The following is a 20,396-nucleotide window of genomic DNA, read 5'->3' on the forward strand; positions in this document are numbered from 1 at the left end:
ACCACATTACAACAGCTTCACCAGTCAACGGAGTTATACATGTCCAGACGGCTCAGAAGAACCAAAATCGTTACCACGCTGGGGCCGGCTACGGACCGCGACAATAATCTGGAAAAGATCATTGCCGCAGGCGCAAACGTAGTCCGCCTGAACTTTTCTCACGGTACGCCAGAAGACCATCTTCTGCGGGCTGACAAAGTTCGCGAAATCGCAGCTAAACTTGGCCGCCATGTTGCCATTCTGGGTGATCTTCAGGGGCCCAAGATTCGTGTATCGACCTTCAAAGAAGGGAAAATTTTCCTGAATGTCGGCGACAAGTTCCTGCTGGATGCCAACCTGGAAAAAGGCGAAGGCGACAAAGAGAGGGTGGGTATCGACTATAAAGGATTACCCAACGATGTGGTTCCAGGTGATATTCTGCTGCTGGATGATGGCCGTGTGCAGTTAAAAGTACTGGCAGTCGATGGCATGAAAGTGTTCACCGAAGTCACTGTTGGCGGCCCGTTGTCTAATAACAAAGGCATCAACAAACTCGGTGGCGGCCTGTCAGCGGAAGCGCTAACAGAAAAAGATAAAGCGGACATCGTTACCGCAGCCAAAATCGGTGTAGATTTCCTGGCGGTCTCCTTCCCTCGTACTGGCGAAGATCTGCACTATGCTCGTCGTCTGGCTCGCGAAGCTGGCAGCAACGCCAAAATTGTGTCGAAAGTAGAACGTGCAGAAGCCGTATCAACGGATGAAGCGATGGACGACATTATCCTTGCTTCTGATGTGGTCATGGTTGCTCGTGGTGATCTGGGCGTCGAAATCGGTGACCCGGAACTGGTCGGTATCCAGAAAAAACTGATTCGCCGTGCTCGTCAGTTGAACCGTGCCGTTATTACAGCAACGCAGATGATGGAGTCGATGATCACCAATCCGATGCCAACCCGCGCGGAAGTGATGGACGTCGCCAATGCCGTACTCGACGGCACCGATGCTGTGATGCTCTCTGCAGAAACCGCTGCGGGTCAGTACCCAGCCGAGACGGTTGCCGCTATGGCTAAAGTGTGTCTGGGTGCAGAAAAGATCCCCAGCATCAATGTCTCCAAACATCGCCTTGACGTGCAGTTCGATAACGTAGAAGAGTCGATCGCCATGTCCGCTATGTATGCGGCCAACCACCTTAACGGCGTTACCGCGATTATCGCCATGACCGAATCCGGCCGCACCGCACTAATGATGTCTCGTATCAGTTCAGGCCTGCCGATTTTCGCTATGTCGCGTCATGAGCATACCCTTAACCTGACAGCCTTGTACCGTGGTGTCACTCCGGTGCAGTTCACCAGCTATACCGATGGCGTCGCCGCGGCTAATGATGCGGTACTGTTGCTGCGTGATAAAGGTTTCCTGGTCTCCGGCGATCTGGTTATCGTGACCCAAGGGGACGTGATGGGAACGATCGGTACTACCAATACTGTGCGTGTACTGCGGGTTGAATAACCGCCGGTGATACCTGGTAATCACACTATCGTGCATCCTGGGTAGTAACAAATGAGGCAGCTGACGCTGCCTCATTTGTTTACTCATCAGTAGCACTTGCCTGACTCTGTCGGGTTAACGCGCCCCCGCCACAGGCTCGCTATCCAGCCCACCAGATAGATTGGCTCGGCTACGTTTGACCTGTCCATTGCTGTAATACACGTCATAACCCCCGGAAAGATTGGTACGACTGGTACTGCTTGAACCATCACTGTAGTGGGTATCCAACCCGCCGGACCGGTTTACACGACTGGTGCTACTGGTCCCGTCACTAAAGTGAGTATCGTAGCCACCCGCCAGATTAGCCCGGCTGGTACTACTTCGCCCATCACTGTAGTGGGTATCAAATCCCCCCAATAGATTAGTACGACTGGTCGATGTAGAGCCGTCGTTATAGCGACAGTCCTGACCACCGGACAGATTGGCGCGGCAACTCTCCGCCAGGGAAAAAGGAATATGTGCAGTCAGTAATGCAAGACATAAAAGTGATTTATTCATAAAACCCAACCTTTCATCCAAAAGGGATATACCGTTATATACCCTTCATACATCGAGTTGCAGGTGTGTTGACTGCACTACTCGAATTATTTTGGGTATAACGCCGGTCAGGAATAGCGTTCTGGTTATCTGGCAAATGGACTTCATTGCCATAACACCTATCGCTATTTCCTGTCCGGTAATTATTGCCATCTGCACGAATACTACTGTTTCTTTTATTATCGCGCGACGTTCATCTTATTGTTTATTGACTAACGGACGGTTTATTGGGCATTCGTGGTGGTATTTTTTATATCGTCCTGCTTTTCTCCGGTGCTGGCTTTCGTTTTTTCCCTGGTATTAGCGCTATCAGTATGATGTTTTTTCACCACCTTCTTCGCTGACTTCTCTTCAGCTTTCGTTTGTGTTTGTGCCGTGGCCTTTTCAGGTTTTATGGTTGCATCCCCACTGGCATTCGCTTTCACGGCCGATGCGTCAAGCTCTGCCCGTTTGGCTGCGTCCGTATTGGCTTTATCCACCGCCTTACCCAGTGAAGACTCCGCCGATGCGGGTGTCGTACTGGCTGCCGTGGCGTTAGTTGCGCTTTTTTCCACCGTGGTGGTCGCTGCGTTGGCAGTTACATAAGTCGTTGCCAGTAAAACGCCTAAAAACAGTGGTTTCAGATTCATGGTTGAAATCCTTCAGCAGAAATTTTTTTATTAGCCGGAATTAAATAAGCAATCTCGCATTATTTATGGTGGCTAACGGTTGAAGTCATAACAGAGCGGCTTCGGGGGTTATTAAATCAAAAGCGATAATAAAAAGAATATGGAATAGTCTGAGAAAAAAAGAACGGCACTTAACGCTATTTTTAAATTTTTTTATAAGTTCCAACGATTATTAAATTAAGCAGAGGTTAACTGTTACAGATTATGTATTTCCTGTCGACTCTCATGCGCCGTGGCACCCGCGTGTTGGGTACACAACTCAAAAATAGCACTTTAAAAACGCAGATAAGATGACCTATACCCGGTGAAAACCAATAAGGGCGATACTTGCGGTATCGCCCTTATTGGTTGTGCACTTAACCCACGGGTGATTTATTTCTTGCGCGGGTACAAATCTTTGCGCAAATAGGGCTCAGTTTCCCCCGGTTTGCGGGTTTTCAACAGCTTCAGAATCCAGGTGTACTGCTCAGGATTCGGCGTCACCAGATGCTCAACTTCTTCATTCATACGACGAGCGATAGTATGATCGTCTGCACCACTAATGTCGCTCATTGGCGGGCGAATGTAGATATCCAGTTGTGACGTTTTGCCGTTATAGACCGGAAACAGCGGTACGATTTCAGCCCGGCAGACCTTCATCAAACGGCCAATAGCAGGGAGTGTCGCTTTATAGGTCGCAAAGAAATCGACGAACTCGCTATGCTCCGCGCCATGATCCTGATCTGGCAGATAGTACCCCCAATACCCTTCGCGCACCGAACCAATAAACGGCTTGATTCCATCATTACGGGTATGCAGACGACCACCAAAACGACGGCGCAAGGTATTCCACAAATAATCCTGTAGTGGGTTTTTCTGATTATGCATCATGGCCGCCATTTTCTGACCTTGCCAGCTCATCAGCATCGCCGGGATATCGACAGCCCAACCATGTGGCACCATGAAAATAATATTACGCTGCTGCTCCCGCAACGCATCGACAATCTCCATACCGTGCCAGCGAACGCGACGATAAGCGCGGCTGGCCGGTAATATCGCCAGTTCCACCATCATCAACATCGCTTGCGGCGCGGTCGCAAACATTTGATCGATAATATGATCGCGTTCGCCTTCCGTCAGTTGCGGCATGCATAACCACAAATTGATGCGTGCGCGCCGTCTGGCACCTTTAGACAATCGCCCTACCCACCGACCTAGCGTCCCCAAAATAGGATCGCGCAGACGAGCTGGAATACATACCAGCAGCGCCATCACCCCAACCACCAGCCAAATTCCCCAGTAACGCGGATGCAAAAAAGCCGACGTAAACTGTGGAATGAATTCAGCGTTGGTTTTTCTTTCTTTTTTCTCTTGTTCCATGCAACCACTCTTCATCACAAAATCGGGTTAATGATAATCGCTACCCGATGTTTTGCAATTGAACACGCACTGGCCTGACATTTGCCCGTACGCGATAAAAAAACAGCCGGCAGCGTTGACTGCCGGCTGTCGAACATTCACAACGACACTCAATCCAGTTGCAATTGAGGCAGAACTTCGCGTACATGCGCCAGATAATCACGACGTTCTTTACCCATCAAGCCCTCAGAGCGCGGTAATTTCGCCGTGAGTGGGTTGACCGCCTGCTGATTAATCCACAGTTCATAATGCAGATGTGGGCCGGTTGAGCGCCCGGTATTGCCGGATAACCCAATTCGGTCGCCGCGTTTTACCTTCTGCCCCGGCTTCACCAGCAAGCGGGTCATATGCATATAGCGGGTGGTATACTGACGCCCGTGACGCAAGGCCACAAAATTACCGGCTTCGCTATCCCGCTCAGCCACAACCACTTCACCATCGCCCACGGCCAGAACAGGGGTACCTACCGGCATGGAAAAGTCGACGCCACGATGCGGTGCAATACGGCCGGTGACCGGATTGAGGCGACGTGGATTGAAATTAGAGGATACCTTGAACTGCTTCATGGTTGGGAAGCGCAGGAACCCTCTGGTCAGCCCTGAGCCTTCTCGGTCGTAGAATTTGCCGTCTTCAGCGCGGAACGCATAGTAATTTTTCCCGCCAGTACGCAAGCGAACGCCCTGCAATTCACTTTGTTCGCTGTGACCATCCAGGATTTCTCGAGAAATCAGCACAGCAAAGCTATCGTCTTTACGCAACTTGCGGAAATCCAGTTGCCATTGTAACGCACGAATCACTTCGCGCACTTCGCTACTGGTCAACCCGGCAGCCTGCGCGCTGCTGGCAAAACTGCCGTCGAGACGTCCGGTCAGCACCTTGTTTTGCCAGTCGCCCTCAACGTTTTCGATTTCCTCACGGAATATGTCGCCACTGCGGGTATACGTGCGACTTTCACGTCGGGAAACTTGCCAGGTCAGAGTTTGCAGTGCGCCATCGGCATCCAGCGTCCAGCTCAATTGCTGACCAATTTTCAAATTCCGCAACGCCGCATTCTTGTCCGCCAGTGCAGCAATATCGGACATATCGATGCCATACTGGGTCAGAATACTGCTCAGTGTGTCACCGGTAGAAACAACGTACTCATGCGTATTATCAGAGTCTTTGTCGTCCAACTCGTCGCTGGCAATACCATTCGTTGTTGAGGGTTGATCTAGCGGTTCGCTGTTAACTTCGGAAACATCCGTCGTTGGTACAGAGGCCGCCGTTTGCTGGGCAGCGACAGGCGGCAACGGATTACTATCCAGGGGTTCACTGGCTGGAGGATTCAGAGCCTGGCTCTGAGCCTGTGTTTGCGTTTTTTCGCTTTCCGCGTCTCTTACGATAACAGGTGCGTCATTGACTGGTGGATATGTCATTGGCCGCCAGACAGCGGCGGCCAGTGTAACAACAGTCAGTGACCCCAACATCACACGGTGAGGTCGGGGCAGGCTGTTATACGCCAGAGCGATAGTTCGGACTATCTGCTGCACTTATTCCTATCCTCATGATTTTTCCTTCAGGCAGCTCAAATACTGCTCAGACAGTTGCGACAGAAAACGCAAATAGCTGTCTTGATCCAGTGCAATGTCACTTCCCAATGGGTCCAGCACGCCGATGCGCACGTCAGTTCCCTTGGCGACAGCATTGATGACCGCTGGCCTGAATTGTGGTTCAGCAAAAACGCAAACCGCTTTATGCTCAACCAACTGTGTTCGTATTTGGTTTAAACGCTGTGCGCCGGGTGCAATCGCCGGGTTGATAGTAAAATGCCCCAGTGGGGTCAACCCGTAATGCTGTTCGAAGTAGCCATAGGCATCGTGGAACACGAAATACCCTTTGCCGCGCACAGGCGTCAGCATATTAACAATATTTTTATCTGCCTGTGCAAGTTTCTCAGTGAATTTACGCAGATTTGCATCCAGTTTGTCTTTATTCTGCGGCATGAGTTCCACTAATTTTGCATGAATCGCAATGGCTGATGCCTGCGCCATTTCCGGCGACAGCCAGATATGCATATTAAACTCGCCATGATGATGCCCATCATCATCGCTATCCTGATGATTTTCAGGCTCATTACCGTGATCATGCTCGTGGCTGGCGTGATTGTCATGATCAGCGTCATGATGCGCATCATTTTCTGCTGCCGCATGCTCAGGATGTGATTCTTGTAACAATAGCGTGCGGATTGTCGGTTGCTGACTTAACGCGATTTGCCGCTCTGCCGGTAACGGCTGTAACGCTTTAGACAGAAAGGCTTCCATTTCCGGCCCGACCCAGATGACCAGTTGCGCCGATTTAAGGCGCTGTACATCAGACGGACGTAGTGCATAATCATGCGGCGATGCACCGTCCGGGAGCAGCACTTCCGTCGGTGTCACGCCGTCAGCGATAGCGGCGGCAATAAATGCCAGCGGGCGAATAGACGTGACCACCGCGGCGCAGGCCATCGACATGGTAGCCAGAGACGCCAATAATGCACCGGTGGCCAGCACAGCGTTTAGCCATTTATAATGAGTGACTCGCAACATTCCCAATCATCCGTCGATTTATTAACAAAAACGCGTTATATTATAACGTCACACACCCTCTGCAAACAGAATTCTATGTCAACGCTGGTTTCACTGGAAAATATTGGCGTGCAGTTTGGCAACAAATCTGTACTCAATGATATTTCTTTCACATTGCAGGCTGGTCGTATTCTGACGCTGCTTGGACCGAATGGCGCGGGGAAATCCACGCTGGTACGGGTTGTACTGGGTTTGCAGCCTCCCACCCACGGTAAGCTGACACGGTCTGCGGGTCTCTGCATTGGCTATGTACCGCAAAAACTGCATCTGGACCCGACCCTGCCCTTGACGGTCAAACGCTTTATGCAATTACGCCCGGGGGTGAATAAGCAAGATATTATGCCGGCATTAAAACGCGTGCAGGCCGGTCATCTGCTAGAACAACCGATGCAAAAGCTCTCGGGTGGTGAAACCCAGCGCGTTTTGTTGGCGCGCGCGATTCTCGCCCGTCCGCAACTGCTGGTGCTGGATGAACCCACGCAAGGGGTCGACGTCAATGGGCAGTTGGCGTTGTATGAGTTGATTAACCAGTTGCGACAAGAATACCAATGCGGTGTATTGATGGTTTCCCACGACCTGCATCTGGTGATGGCGAAAACCGATGAGGTTCTGTGTCTTAATCAACATATTTGTTGTTCAGGCACGCCGGAAGTCGTGTCGCTACACCCGGAATTTTTAGCCATGTTCGGCCACCGTGGTGCCGGACAACTGGCTATTTACCGCCATCATCACAATCACCGTCACGATCTGAACGGAAAAATTATCTTAAAACGACAGGATGGTAATAACACATGATTGAGTTGTTGTTGCCCGGCTGGCTGGCAGGGGTATGTCTGGCTGTGGCGGCAGGGCCGCTGGGTTCCTTTGTCGTGTGGCGCCGCATGTCCTATTTTGGCGATACCCTCGCCCATGCTTCATTACTCGGCGTCGCACTGGGGTTACTGTTGGGTGTTAACCTGTTCTATGCCGTGATAGTCATTACCCTGTTGCTGGCGGTGGGGCTGGTCTGGCTGGAGCGACGCCCCGGACTGGCTATCGATACCCTGCTTGGCATCATGGCGCACAGCGCATTGTCGCTAGGTCTGGTGGTCGTCAGCCTGATGAATAATGTCCGCGTCGATCTGATGGCTTATTTATTTGGAGACCTGTTGGCCGTCACCAGCGAAGATTTGTGGCTAATAGGCCCCGGTGTCCTGCTGGTGCTTGGTGTTCTGGGGTGGCAATGGCAGGCTCTACTCTCCATGACGGTCAGCCCTGAACTGGCGCACGTTGACGGTGTGGCTATCGCCCGCACCAAACTGATTCTGATGCTGGTCACGGCATTAACCATCGGGCTGGCGATGAAATTTGTCGGTGCGCTGATCATCACATCACTGTTGATTATTCCCGCTGCTACCGCACGCCGATTCTCTCGCACACCGGAACAAATGGCGCTCTGCGCGATGGGCGCGGGTATTCTGGCTGTCACGGGTGGGCTTGCCTTCTCGGCCGAAGCGAATACACCGGCGGGTCCTTCCGTTGTGCTATGCGCATCACTGCTGTTTATTCTCAGTCTACTGAAAAAGCAGGCCGCCTGACCTGGCCTATCGCCCAACGGTAAAACAGCCCCCGTCCGCCTTTGCGCGCGTTGCACGACTCAGACTTACCGCCAGTTTATAAACTGGCGGTAAGAGCGGATAGAAGCCAACCAACTATATTGTCTTGCGCTTCTTATCCTGTTTACTCGCCGTGTTCACGAGTGAGTCCGAAATGGCGATAGGCATGCTGTGTCGCAATACGCCCACGTGGCGTGCGTTGCAAAAAACCCTGCTGAATCAGGTAAGGCTCCAGCACATCCTCAATGGTTTCCCGCTCTTCACCAATAGCCGCCGCCAGATTGTCCAACCCCACCGGACCGCCCATAAATTTATCGATAACCGCCAGCAACAGTTTGCGGTCCATATAATCAAAACCTTCAGAGTCGACCGCCAGCATGTCCAACGCCTGCACCGCGACCGTTGCTGAAATTGCGCCGTCTGATTTCACTTCGGAGAAATCCCGCACCCGGCGCAGCAATCGGTTGGCGATACGTGGCGTACCGCGTGACCGGCGGGCTACCTCCAGCGCACCGTCATCCGTCATATCCAGCCCCAGACATTGCGCACTGCGTTGCACGATATGCTGTAAATCAGCCACCTGGTAGAACTCGAGCCGCTGCACAATACCAAAACGGTCTCGTAGCGGCGATGTCAGTGACCCCGCACGAGTTGTCGCACCTATCAGCGTAAAAGGCGGCAAATCCAGTTTGATGGAACGTGCCGCCGGCCCCTCACCTATCATGATATCCAGCTGATAGTCTTCCATCGCCGGATAGAGCACTTCTTCCACCACCGGTGATAGTCGATGAATTTCGTCGATAAACAGCACATCGTGTGGTTCAAGGTTAGTCAGCAGCGCCGCCAGATCACCTGCTTTTTCCAGCACCGGCCCGGAAGTCGTGCGCAGATTGACGCCCATCTCGTTGGCGACAATATTCGCCAGTGTGGTTTTCCCCAGCCCCGGCGGGCCGAAAATCAACAGATGGTCAAGCGCATCACCTCGTTTGCGGGCCGCCTCGATAAAAATCTCCATCTGTTCGCGCACCACCGGCTGTCCAACATATTCCGACAACAGCTTAGGACGAATGGCGCGATCCAGTATCTCTTCATCGGATACCGCGGCAGGTGAAATCAGACGATCGGCTTCAATCATATATACCTCACAACGCAGCGCGTAGCGCATCCCTGATGAGGGTTTCGCAGTCAGCGCCCGGACGAGACACTTTGCTCACCATTCTGCTCGCCTCCTGCGGTTTATAACCGAGCGCGACCAGTGCGGCTTCAGCTTCCGCCAACGGATCCGCTTCCGGCGTTGCATTCCCGGTTGCCGTCGGCAGGGCAATATCACTAGCGGCATTAAACAAATCGCCATTCAGGCCTTTAAAGCGATCTTTCATTTCCACGACCAACCGCTCGGCGGTTTTCTTGCCGACGCCCGGCAATTTCACCAGTGCGTTAATTTCCTGGCGTTCCACCGCGCTAACAAACTGCTGTGCCGACATGCCGGACAGGATAGCCAGCGCCAGCTTAGGCCCCACGCCGTTGACTTTAATCAGCTCACGAAACAAAGAGCGTTCTTGTTTATTGTTAAAACCAAACAACAGTTGCGCGTCTTCACGCACCACAAAATGGGTAAAAATCACCGCTTCCTGACCGAGATCCGGCAATTCGTAAAAGCAGGTCATCGGCATATGCACTTCATATCCGACACCGCTGGCTTCAATCAGTACCAGTGGCGGCTGTTTTTCCAATACGATGCCTCTGAGACGACCTATCACGTGATGTTTTCCTTAATCTGGCTGACGTAAACGTGGCGTATAGCTTATAACACAAAAAAAAAGGCGGATACAGAAAAGCTGGATGCATATCCAGATATCAGACAGGGCTGTGAACGTTCTCCGGTGGCGACATGAAAACCACGAAACACCGGAGAAAGCGGTGATGAGATATTCCAGTCAGGTTGCTAACTACGCAGCCTGGCTATTAATGGCGTCGTAATTGCGCCAGCGATAATTACACAACGAGATAACCCAACAGGCGATAAACAGCGCGACCACATAAAATCCGGCATTACCCAGTTGTTCATTGAACGCATCGATGAGGCTCCAAAACCCGGTGTGCAGGTCCAGCTTATCCGCCAGCAACCCGAGCGCCTCCATACCACCAATAAAGACGGCTACCACCACCGATGTCGCCGTAATCGTGAGGTTATAGTAAAGCTTGCGCTGTGGTTTGCTGAACGCCCAACCATAGGCCCCCACCATCAGCACATTATCCAGCGTATCCACCAACGCCATACCGCAGGTAAATAACGCTGGGAAAATCATGATTGACCAGATAGACATCCCTTGCGATGCGCCTGCAGCGGAAATCCCCAGCACGCCAATTTCGGTGGCAGTATCAAACCCTAAACCAAACAACAAACCGACCAGATACATATGCCAGCTTTTGTTCACCATCCGAAACGTGGCGCGGAATAACCATCCCATAACGCCTGTAGTGGGTACCGCGTCAGTCTGGCCCAGTATCCCCCTGCCTTGCTTGAACTGCTGAAAACGCTGCCAGACACCACGCAAAATCACCAAATTCACCAGAGCCATCAACAGCAAGAAACCGGCAGAAACCGAGGTACCGATAACACCGCCAACCTCATGAAACCACGCCATGTCATCTTGCAGGGCCGCCGCCGTGGCTGCCAGCGCCAGTGATGCCAGAACCACAATGGAAGAGTGCCCCAGCGAAAACCAGGCTCCGACACCTAATGGCATCTTTCCTTCCTGCATCATTTTTCGGGTAACGTTATCGATGGCGGCAATATGATCTGCATCCACCGCATGGCGTAGGCCATAACACCAGGCTAACAGACACGTCGCCATCAGTGCGGTTTGATTGTGAAACATACCCCATGCCAGTAACCACACCACTAAATTGACCACACCCAGCGCACTCAGTATGACCACAGCACGTGGGTTATTTTTGAGAAGCGAAGACAGCATAACAATATCTCTGTATCGATCCGGCGGGTCATTGCCGTCGGGTAAATTACGGGTATGAGATTTTATGAATTGTTCATACACCGCCGTGTTATCCCAGATCAAAACAGGGCGTGGTTGTACAAAGAAGACGTTACATTCATGGACATGAAGCACGGGCGAACATAAAACGCCAACGATGCGTATCAGGAATAGAGGAAAAGAAAGAAGAGGAATCAGGCTGCCGTCTGACAAACGTTATGGTGCAGTCAAACGGCAGCCGGGGTTAAAACATCACACCATTCAACGGATTCGTCCACGCGCCAGCGTCAGTTTGTCATGACTGATACGTGAAAGATTCTGGCTAAAATGGCAATGGGTGATGGCAATCGCCAGTGCATCGGCAGCATCTGCCTGCGGATTAGCCGACAGCTTGAGCAGCGTTTTCACCATGTGTTGCACCTGGCTTTTTTCCGCCGCCCCCGTACCAACCACCGTTTGCTTCACCTGCCGCGCGGCGTATTCAAATACCGGTAGAGACTGGTTCACTGCTGCAACAATGGCCGCACCGCGTGCCTGCCCCAATTTCAGCGCCGAATCCGCATTGCGAGCCATAAACACCTGCTCGATAGCGAAATAGTCGGGTTGAAATTGGGTGATGATTTCGCTGACACCAGCATAAATCAGCTTAAGACGCGTAGGTAGATCATCCACCGCAGTGCGAATACATCCACTGCCCAGGTAGCTTATCTGCCGTCCCTGCTGACGAACAATGCCGTAGCCGGTCACGCGGGAACCGGGGTCGATACCGAGAATAATGCTCATCGTTCTTCCCCAGTCACCCGTAGAAAGGAAAGGACTGCCATTACAGCAGTGCCGCTACCTCGTCGGAGATCTCACCGTTGTGATAAACCTCCTGAACGTCATCGCAATCTTCCAGCATGTCGATCAAGCGCATCAGTTTCGGTGCCGTCTCTGCATCCATGTCGGCTTTGGTAGACGGAATCATCGATACTTCAGCCGCTTCAGACACCAGACCCGCGGCATCCAACGCATCTTTTACCTGACCGAAGATTTCCCACGGCGTAAACACGTCAATGGCACCATCATCATAGGACACCACGTCATCCGCACCCGCTTCCAGCGCTGCATCCATCACCGTATCTTCATCCAGACCCGGTGCATAAGAAATCACGCCTTTCTTGGAGAACAGATAGGACACAGAGCCGTCGGTCCCCAGGTTACCGCCGCATTTAGTAAAGGCATGACGCACTTCAGATACCGTACGATTACGGTTGTCACTCAGGCACTCCACCATCACCGCTGTACCACCAGGGCCGTAACCTTCATAAATGATGGTTTCCATGTTGGCTTCTTCATCGCCACCCACACCACGCGCGATCGCCCGGTTCAGGGTATCGCGCGTCATGTTGTTGGACAGCGCTTTATCGATAGCAGCACGCAGACGTGGGTTAGAGCCGGGATCGCCGCCGCCTAAACGGGCCGCGGTAACCAGTTCGCGGATAATCTTGGTGAAAATTTTACCGCGTTTAGCGTCCTGTGCCGCTTTGCGATGTTTAGTGTTGGCCCACTTACTATGACCTGCCATAAAAATCTCCGAAAAAAGCCTGTTATTCCCTAACGTTATCGGGCCGCCGCATTGCAGCGCCCCAAAAGCGGTCAGGGCCTGGCTGGACAAATAACAAATTCTTCAATCGCCTGCCGGTTGCTCCAGGATTTGGTCAACCGCGCCGCATCGGGTGCATCCAGCCATTGGTAAGCCAGATGCTCACTGATATCTACCTGACGCTCATCGGGCAACGCCAGACAGAACCAGTGTTCCAGGTTATGCGTCACGCCTGGGGCATAGCGACGTCTCAAATGAGCAAAAAGCTCGAATTCCACACTGCGTTGACAGTCAAGCAACGGCAACGCCTCAGCGGCGATATCGATGTTAACTTCTTCTTTCACTTCACGCTGTGCGGCACATCGCGCGCTTTCATCCTCTTCCAGGCTGCCGGTAACCGACTGCCAAAAATCCGGATCATCACGCCGCTGAAGCATGAGCACCCGCCCCGTGTTCTGGGCATAAATCACCACCAACACCGAGACAGGTCGCTTATAGTTCATCTTACTGATTCTCTGCATCCTGCGCGGCTTTGCCCTTACCCACCACCGCAATGGATAACTCCTCCAGCGCAGACGGGTTCGCGAAGCTCGGCGCTTCGGTCATCAGGCAGGCTGCCGCTGTGGTTTTCGGGAAAGCAATCACGTCACGGATATTGTCGGTACCGGTCAGCAGCATCACCAGACGATCAAGCCCGAACGCCAGACCGGCATGCGGCGGCGTACCAAATTTCAGTGCATCCAGCAGGAAGCCGAATTTTTCGCGCTGTTGCTGTTCGTCGATACCGAGAATACGGAACACCGTCTGCTGCATCTCACCATTGTGGATACGCACGGAACCACCACCGACTTCGTAACCGTTCAGCACCATGTCGTAAGCGTTAGCGATAGCGGCTGTCGGGTTGTCTTTCAGCTCCGATGGAGACATATCACGCGGTGCCGTAAACGGGTGATGCATCGCGGCCAGACCGCCTTCGCCGTCATCTTCAAACATCGGAAAGTCGATGACCCACAGCGGCTGCCAGCTGTTTTCATTGGTGATCTTCAGATCACGGCCCAGCTTCAGGCGCAGCGCACCCAATGCGTCCGTAACCACTTTCGCACTATCAGCACCAAAGAACAGAATATCGCCGTCATCGGCAGCGGTACGTTCCAGCAAGGCGGCCAAAATGCCGTCATTCAGGAACTTGGCTACCGGGCTCTGGACACCCTCAAGCCCTTTAGCCTTCTCGTTAACCTTGATATAAGCCAGCCCTTTAGCGCCGTAGATTTCGATAAATTTAGCGTATTCATCTATCTGCTTACGGCTCAACTGTGCGCCACCCGGCACACGAATCGCGGCTACGCGGCCTTTGGGGTCGTTAGCCGGACCGGAAAAGACTTTGAAATCGATATCTTTCAGCAGGTCAGCCACATCTACCAGCTCCAGCGGGTTACGCAGGTCTGGCTTGTCGGAACCAAAACGGCGCATGGCTTCTGCAAAGGTCATGATCGGGAAATCGCCCAGATCCACCCCTTTCACTTCCAGCCACAGCTCACGCACCAGTTTTTCCATCACTTCACGCACTTGTGGCGCGGTCATGAACGAAGTTTCCACATCGATCTGGGTGAATTCTGGCTGACGGTCGGCACGCAGGTCTTCGTCACGGAAGCATTTGACTATCTGATAATAACGGTCAAACCCAGACATCATCAGCAGCTGTTTAAACAGCTGCGGCGACTGCGGCAACGCGTAAAATTTACCTTTGTGCACACGGCTTGGCACCAGATAGTCGCGAGCACCTTCCGGTGTCGCTTTGGTCAGCATCGGCGTTTCGATATCGAGGAACCCGTGGCTGTCCATAAAGCGGCGTACAAAGCTGGTAATGCGGGCGCGGGTTTTCAGACGCTGAGCCATCTCAGGGCGGCGCAGGTCAAGGTAGCGATATTTCAGGCGCGCTTCTTCGGTATTGTTCTGGTTAGAGTCCAGCGGCAGCGGTTCAGCACGGTTGATGATGGTCAGTGCTGTCGCCAGTACTTCTACTTCGCCGGTCGCCATGTCTTTGTTGATTTGAGTGTCCGGACGGGCACGCACCACACCAGTCAGCTGGATGCAGAATTCGTTACGCAGCTCGGAAGCCAGATTGAAAGCCTCCTGACGGTCCGGGTCGAAGAACACCTGCACCAGACCTTCGCGGTCGCGCATATCAATAAAAATCAACCCACCCAGATCGCGGCGACGATTGACCCAACCGCACAACGTCACTTCCTGGCCCACATGGGACGAATTCAACAGCCCGCAATATTCAGTACGCATTACGATGTCCTTTTACACCGCCGCCGGTGCTCTGTTTCGCTTGCCAGATGGCAACGATAAGAATCGGTGAACCGGTCGGCATGGTTTTTCTGGATTACAGTCCAATGAAAAAAGGGGGGCATTATAAAGGAATTTCCCCACAACGATAAGTATGATGGTAGCGGTCTGCGGGCAGCCCCGCATACTCTTTTTTGTTTTTTGCCGTGCATTTGCCTGCTGGTTACACAATTGCGAGTTATTATGCTAAAACCCTGTTACATCCATCGTCATAAAAGTGGATGGCTTCAGGGTGTTGGCTCGCAGAGAAACCTATCAGGACAAGGGCTTATGTATATTGGTTTACCGCAGTGGCAGCATCCGGGTTGGACCCGGCTGGGCCTGCGCGATCTGGCGGATTACGCCCGCTATTTCAACTGCGTGGAAGGAAACACCACCTTTTATGCGTTGCCGTCGGCCGAATCGGTATTGCGCTGGCACGACATGACCCATGATGATTTCCGCTTCTGTTTCAAATTTCCCTCAGCCATTAGCCATCAGGCCGGTTTACGCCATTGCCAGCAGCAAGTGACAGAGTTTTTCCGCTGTATTGAACCTCTGCACCCTCGTCTGGGGCAATTGTGGTTACAGTTGCCGTCTGCGTTTGGCCCCGACCAGGAAGAAACGCTGTGGCAGTTTCTGGATACACTGCCAACAGGGTTTTGCTACGGGGTCGAGGTGCGTCACCCACTGTTTTTCGCTAAGGGTGACGATGAACGCCGCATCAACCAAGGGTTGCATCAACGCGGCCTGAACCGGGTTATTATGGACAGTCGACCAGTGCACCATGCCGCACCGGTCAGCGACGTTCTGCGCGATGCTCAACGCAAGAAACCCAAAGTACCACTCCATGTGGTGCGCACTGCCGATGCACCATTAATTCGGTTTATTGGCAATGAAGACGCCGACGACAATCTTCGCTGGTTTACGCCATGGATAGACAAACTGGCGCAGTGGCAATCACACTCGCCTTATCTGTTTATCCACACGGCAGGTACCGACAGCGCCCCTGAACTGGCGCAACGGTTATGGCCGCTTCTGAGCGCCGTGATTCCCAGCATGCCGCCCTGTCCCGACTGGCCGCAGCAGACCTCGCTATTTTAAAACCTGTCGCTTACAGCGTATCGTTTTAAAAAGCGTGTATTGAAAATAGTTTTTGAAGATGATGTCTTGAAGTGACTGTTTTCGCGCATTTTTTCGGCACCCTGGCCCGTGATTGCTGTCGTTGGCTTCTATCACAATTTCTTATTAACAGAATTGGATATCCGACAATTTTACCTACAATATCTTCGTGTTATGCGGTCAACAGACAAGCTATGATAACAGCTGCCGTTTCTGGTCAGGCAATGGAGTAAAAAATGGTAAGCGCGCTTTATGTGGTGCTCAGCGCATTGTTGTTAGTGAAATTATCAGTTGATGTCGTAAAACTGCGGATGCAATACCGGGTGGCTTACGGCGACGGCGGGTTTTACGAGTTGCAGACCGCCATTCGCGTTCACGGCAATGCGGTCGAATACATCCCCATCGGTGGCCTGCTGTTGGTACTGATGGAGATGAACGGAGCCATGAATGCGATGATTCATCTGTGCGGCATCATGCTGTTGCTCGGTCGTCTGTGCCATTATTATGGCCTGCGCCATCGCGAGTTGAACTGGCGACGTTCAGGCATGATGGCCACGTATGTGTCGTTGCTGCTAATGATCCTGTTCAACCTCTATTATCTGCCTTGGGAGTTGATACTGACCCTGCGTTAACCCCGTTCGTTATTCACGGTAAGGCATCCCTGCCCGCTTATAGTGATGCCTTACCGCCTTTCTCTCATACATCTTTGTGCCATCTTTCTGCTAGAATGCGCGCCTGTTCTTCCCTGTATGTATGTTTCCTGCTATGTCAAACCGCGATATGCTTTTTTCCGCGCCCATCGCCAATCTGGGTGACTGGACGTTTGATGAACGCGTCGCTGAAGTGTTTCCAGACATGATTCAGCGCTCTGTTCCTGGCTATTCGAATATTATTTCCATGATCGGCATGCTGGCGGAGCGCTTTGTCCAGGCGGACACCCAGGTCTATGATCTTGGCTGTTCTCTGGGAGCGGCCACCTTGTCGATGCGTCGCAACATTCATGTGCCGGGTTGCCGTATCATCGCTGTGGATAATTCGTCGGCGATGGTGGCACGCTGCCGCCGCCATATTGAAGCGTTCCGTGCCGAGACCCCCGTAGACGTACGCGAAGCGGATATTCTGGATATCGACATTGAAAATGCGTCACTGGTCGTGCTCAATTTTACGTTGCAATTTATCCCGCCTGAACAGCGCCTGCTGCTGCTAAAACGTATCTGGCAAGGGTTACGTCCCGGTGGCGCGCTGGTGCTATCGGAAAAATTCAGTTTTGACGATGCCTCTATCGGCGAATTGCTATTCAATATGCATCTGGATTTCAAACGTGCCAACGGCTACAGCGAGCTGGAAATCAGCCAGAAGCGCAGCATGCTGGAAAACGTGATGCTCACCGATTCGGTTGATACCCATAAAGCTCGGCTGCGTGAGGCTGGCTTTGCACACAGCGACGTGTGGTTTCAGTGCTTCAACTTCGGCTCTTTGCTAGCGCTAAAAGCGGAGCCACAACCATGATCGATTTCGGTAATTTCTATCAACTGATCGCCAAAGGGCCGCTTAGCCACTGGCTCAACACGCTGCCACCCCAGATCAGTCAATGGCAGCAGGAGTCGTTGCACGGCGAGTTCAAGCACTGGTTCAATAGCGTTTCACATTTGCCTGTGCTAACGCCCGACCAGCTCGACCTCACCCACGGCGTGACCGCCAGTCTGGACACGCCGTTGTCGGTGCGTCAGCAAGCGGGTGTTGAGCGCCTGTTGCGCAATCTGATGCCCTGGCGAAAAGGTCCGTTCTCGCTCTATGGCGTAACTATCGACACCGAGTGGCGTTCTGACTGGAAGTGGGATCGCGTCTTGCCGCATATCAGCCCCTTGCAGGACCGATTAATTCTGGATGTGGGCTGCGGCAGCGGTTATCACTTGTGGCGCATGATCGGTGCCGGTGCCAAACTGGCCGTCGGCATCGACCCGATGCAACTGTTTCTGTGTCAGTTTGAAGCGGTACGCAAGCTGCTGGGTGACGATCAACGTGCGCATCTGCTGCCGTTGGGCATTGAACAACTCCCGACCCTGGCGGCATTTGATACCGTATTTTCGATGGGCGTGTTGTACCACCGGCGTTCACCGCTCGACCATCTCTGGCAGCTCAAAAATCAGTTGGTTACCGACGGAGAACTGGTGCTGGAAACTCTGGTGGTGGAAGGCGATGAGAATACGGTGCTGCTGCCGGGCGAGCGTTACGCTCAAATGCGCAATGTCTATTTCCTGCCTTCGGCTGCCGCACTTGCTCGCTGGCTGGAAAAATGCGGTTTTGTCGACATCCGTATCGTGGATCAATGCGTTACGACGCTGGAAGAGCAACGCCGTACCGACTGGATGACAACCGGGTCACTGGCGGACTTTCTTGATCCACATGACCGCAGCAAGACGGTCGAAGGCTATCCTGCGCCTTTACGTGCGGTACTGGTTGCACGCAAACCCTGACCGGGCAACCCGACATACAAAAACAGAGCGGCGCGACATGCCAGCCCCAATACCGACTGGCATAATCTCGCCGCCCCATACTGCACAGAATCTCAGTTGCGATGCTTGACGATCATATCAATGGCCGCCTCTTCGGTCATATCAGTACTTTGGATCTCGACCTGAATGTCCTGATTGCTGGTTTCATTAAAAAGCGTCGTATTACCAACGGTATGAAAATCACCGGTTACCGTGTCTCCTCTTTCCACCTCATAAATATCCAGCAATTTGGCAACGATAAACCGCTCTTCAGGATCGCGGATAACGATGAGACCAATGCGATGCTCATGATGCACAACGACTCCACGCATAACAGGATTCCTTTTGACTGTTGAGATAGTAAGCAGCATATCACCGGCTTAGAATGATAAAAGATAACCGCATAACAATTCAGTGCATTTTTGGGTATGGATCACGTTCGATGGGGGAATAATCGCTGCATCAACCCTGCATTACGCGAACGGCTGCATCACAATTTATAGCAGAAAAAAAGCCCCGACAAAGTCGTCGGGGCCTGGTACTCGCAAGCAGACCGATAAAGGGAATGCTGCGCGGCAAAGGGCATCGGAAGAATACCTGATGGTGCCCATCCCACAGGGTACCACCTAGGAAGCGGATGTCGCAGAGGGAGCCATCTGTGGGCTCAACGCGTTTTTCATGGCCGCGACGACATCGCCATCAACACAGTAATGCTGGAACTCATCCATTTCGGTTTCAGAGCAGAGCGTGACACCTAATTTGCGATAACGCATCGGCGAAGGTAGCCACTGGCCTGCGGATGTATGTAACTCCTGAATGCCGCAGGCGCGAAACTTGTGCAAATTAGTCAGACGCACCCCAGCCCCAGCCATAATGATTGGACCACAACTGGCCTCATTAAGTTCCCGTAATAGCGTTAAACCATTTTCGGCACTTTGCTGTTGTCCGGATGTCAGCACCCGGGCAATGCCCAAATCCGTCAGTTGATTCAGCGCCAGACGCGGATTCAGGCACATATCGAATGCTCGATGAAACGTGACGGCCAGCCCGTCACACCGCGCCATAACCTGCCGCATCCGCGCGATATCGATGTGCCCTTCCTCATCCAAAACGCCGACGACTAACCCAGGAAACCCCATCGCCTTAATCTGATCAATGTCATACAGCATGGCGTTGAATTCCTGCTGGCTGTAGCAAAAATCTCCTCCACGCGGTCGAACCATCGGATGTACCGGGATAGACAACATTTCCCGTGCACAGCGCAGCACACCGTACCCCGGCGTTAAGCCTCCCTCACGCTGTGCAGCACAGAGCTCAATTCGATCCGCACCTGCCTGCTGTGCCGTCAGTGCGCAGTCCAGACTGTAACAGCAGACCTCCAACATCGGCATACCCCCTCCTTCGAAAAAATAACCAAACCGGAAAAACACCAGACTTTCCGAAACAATTGCCCGCTCATGATGAGTTGACCGTATGGCATACGGCCTAATACTGGCATCCCCTCGCAGGTGGCGAAGAGAGGCATGTCACACTGGTGACAGC

Annotated in this window: 21 protein-coding genes; 7 read left to right on the forward strand and 14 right to left on the reverse strand. The window is 52.6% G+C overall.

Annotated elements, in window-relative coordinates; genetic code table 11:
• Positions 1–39: 39 nt before the first annotated feature.
• Positions 40–1,482: a pyruvate kinase gene (gene pyk / locus FGI04_RS08780; RefSeq protein WP_342700742.1), complete on the forward strand. Its 1,443-nt coding sequence runs from the start codon at positions 40–42 to the stop codon at positions 1,480–1,482.
• Positions 1,483–1,596: 114 nt separating this feature from the next.
• Here pyk and FGI04_RS08785 read toward each other — a convergent pair whose 3' ends face one another.
• The 5 genes from FGI04_RS08785 to znuA all read right to left on the reverse strand — a co-directional run bounded on the left by FGI04_RS08785 (position 1,597) and on the right by znuA (position 6,691).
• Complete coding sequence (locus FGI04_RS08785) at positions 1,597–2,019, reverse strand: hypothetical protein (protein WP_407336578.1); 423 nt, start codon at positions 2,017–2,019, stop codon at positions 1,597–1,599.
• 263 nt (positions 2,020–2,282) lie between these two features.
• A complete protein-coding gene (locus FGI04_RS08790) occupies positions 2,283–2,687 on the reverse strand; it encodes a hypothetical protein (RefSeq protein WP_038916246.1) in 405 nt (134 codons plus the stop codon).
• Between the two features lie 411 nt (positions 2,688–3,098).
• Entirely contained in the window at positions 3,099–4,085 is a 987-nt protein-coding gene (gene lpxM, locus FGI04_RS08795) for a lauroyl-Kdo(2)-lipid IV(A) myristoyltransferase (protein ID WP_407321355.1), read from the reverse strand.
• A 149-nt stretch (positions 4,086–4,234) separates the two neighbouring features.
• Positions 4,235–5,653: a murein DD-endopeptidase MepM gene (gene mepM / locus FGI04_RS08800; protein ID WP_407336580.1), complete on the reverse strand. Its 1,419-nt coding sequence runs from the start codon at positions 5,651–5,653 to the stop codon at positions 4,235–4,237.
• Positions 5,654–5,665: 12 nt separating this feature from the next.
• Positions 5,666–6,691 carry a zinc ABC transporter substrate-binding protein ZnuA gene (gene znuA, locus FGI04_RS08805; RefSeq protein WP_407336581.1) on the reverse strand — a complete coding sequence of 342 codons (1,026 nt, stop codon included), beginning with the start codon at positions 6,689–6,691 and terminating at the stop codon, positions 5,666–5,668.
• Positions 6,692–6,766: 75 nt separating this feature from the next.
• Here znuA and znuC point away from each other — a divergent pair, with 75 nt between their 5' ends.
• Positions 6,767–7,525: a zinc ABC transporter ATP-binding protein ZnuC gene (gene znuC, locus FGI04_RS08810; RefSeq protein ID WP_342700737.1), complete on the forward strand. Its 759-nt coding sequence runs from the start codon at positions 6,767–6,769 to the stop codon at positions 7,523–7,525.
• Positions 7,522–8,307, forward strand: coding sequence for a zinc ABC transporter permease subunit ZnuB (gene znuB, locus FGI04_RS08815; protein ID WP_407321354.1), 786 nt, complete (start codon positions 7,522–7,524; stop codon positions 8,305–8,307). Before znuC ends, znuB begins: the two co-directional genes overlap by 4 nt.
• Before the next feature lie 142 nt (positions 8,308–8,449).
• Here znuB and ruvB read toward each other — a convergent pair whose 3' ends face one another.
• From ruvB to aspS, 7 genes are all read right to left on the reverse strand, one after another.
• The gene (ruvB, locus tag FGI04_RS08820; protein WP_020477026.1) at positions 8,450–9,460 is read right to left on the reverse strand and encodes a Holliday junction branch migration DNA helicase RuvB; all 1,011 of its coding nucleotides are present in this window, start codon (positions 9,458–9,460) and stop codon (positions 8,450–8,452) included.
• Positions 9,461–9,467: 7 nt separating this feature from the next.
• Positions 9,468–10,085, reverse strand: a complete 618-nt coding sequence (ruvA, locus tag FGI04_RS08825) for a Holliday junction branch migration protein RuvA (RefSeq protein ID WP_226092570.1) — start codon at positions 10,083–10,085, stop codon at positions 9,468–9,470.
• A gap of 189 nt (positions 10,086–10,274) precedes the next feature.
• Positions 10,275–11,303 (reverse strand): HoxN/HupN/NixA family nickel/cobalt transporter, encoded by a 1,029-nt coding sequence (locus FGI04_RS08830; protein WP_342700736.1) that lies wholly within the window; start codon positions 11,301–11,303, stop codon positions 10,275–10,277.
• 279 nt (positions 11,304–11,582) lie between these two features.
• Positions 11,583–12,104 (reverse strand): crossover junction endodeoxyribonuclease RuvC, encoded by a 522-nt coding sequence (gene ruvC, locus FGI04_RS08835; RefSeq protein ID WP_016941245.1) that lies wholly within the window; start codon positions 12,102–12,104, stop codon positions 11,583–11,585.
• Between the two features lie 40 nt (positions 12,105–12,144).
• Entirely contained in the window at positions 12,145–12,888 is a 744-nt protein-coding gene (locus tag FGI04_RS08840; RefSeq protein ID WP_016941244.1) for a YebC/PmpR family DNA-binding transcriptional regulator, read from the reverse strand.
• Between the two features lie 71 nt (positions 12,889–12,959).
• On the reverse strand, positions 12,960–13,409 hold the full coding sequence (gene nudB / locus FGI04_RS08845; RefSeq protein WP_342700735.1) for a dihydroneopterin triphosphate diphosphatase: 450 nt from the start codon (positions 13,407–13,409) through the stop codon (positions 12,960–12,962).
• 1 nt (position 13,410) lies between these two features.
• Positions 13,411–15,201 carry an aspartate--tRNA ligase gene (gene aspS, locus FGI04_RS08850; protein WP_342700734.1) on the reverse strand — a complete coding sequence of 597 codons (1,791 nt, stop codon included), beginning with the start codon at positions 15,199–15,201 and terminating at the stop codon, positions 13,411–13,413.
• Between the two features lie 327 nt (positions 15,202–15,528).
• Between aspS and FGI04_RS08855 the strand changes: the two genes are divergently transcribed.
• The 4 genes from FGI04_RS08855 to cmoB all read left to right on the forward strand — a co-directional run bounded on the left by FGI04_RS08855 (position 15,529) and on the right by cmoB (position 18,836).
• Positions 15,529–16,341: a DUF72 domain-containing protein gene (locus FGI04_RS08855; RefSeq protein WP_407336582.1), complete on the forward strand. Its 813-nt coding sequence runs from the start codon at positions 15,529–15,531 to the stop codon at positions 16,339–16,341.
• A 254-nt stretch (positions 16,342–16,595) separates the two neighbouring features.
• Complete coding sequence (locus tag FGI04_RS08860) at positions 16,596–16,991, forward strand: MAPEG family protein (RefSeq protein WP_012884874.1); 396 nt, start codon at positions 16,596–16,598, stop codon at positions 16,989–16,991.
• A 133-nt stretch (positions 16,992–17,124) separates the two neighbouring features.
• Positions 17,125–17,868: a carboxy-S-adenosyl-L-methionine synthase CmoA gene (gene cmoA / locus FGI04_RS08865; protein WP_016941240.1), complete on the forward strand. Its 744-nt coding sequence runs from the start codon at positions 17,125–17,127 to the stop codon at positions 17,866–17,868.
• Entirely contained in the window at positions 17,865–18,836 is a 972-nt protein-coding gene (cmoB, locus tag FGI04_RS08870; RefSeq protein WP_407273508.1) for a tRNA 5-methoxyuridine(34)/uridine 5-oxyacetic acid(34) synthase CmoB, read from the forward strand. Before cmoA ends, cmoB begins: the two co-directional genes overlap by 4 nt.
• A 92-nt stretch (positions 18,837–18,928) precedes the next feature.
• On the opposite strand, the gene FGI04_RS08875 is transcribed toward cmoB, so the two are convergent.
• Both FGI04_RS08875 and cutC read right to left on the reverse strand, forming a co-directional pair.
• Positions 18,929–19,225, reverse strand: coding sequence for a hypothetical protein (locus tag FGI04_RS08875; protein WP_016941238.1), 297 nt, complete (start codon positions 19,223–19,225; stop codon positions 18,929–18,931).
• 255 nt (positions 19,226–19,480) lie between these two features.
• Positions 19,481–20,245 carry a copper homeostasis protein CutC gene (gene cutC / locus FGI04_RS08880; protein ID WP_342700731.1) on the reverse strand — a complete coding sequence of 255 codons (765 nt, stop codon included), beginning with the start codon at positions 20,243–20,245 and terminating at the stop codon, positions 19,481–19,483.
• Positions 20,246–20,396 lie beyond the last annotated feature (151 nt).

It is taken from the genome of Dickeya ananatis (assembly GCF_019464615.1).
In the GTDB taxonomy this organism is placed as follows: Bacteria; Pseudomonadota; Gammaproteobacteria; order Enterobacterales; family Enterobacteriaceae; genus Dickeya; species Dickeya oryzae.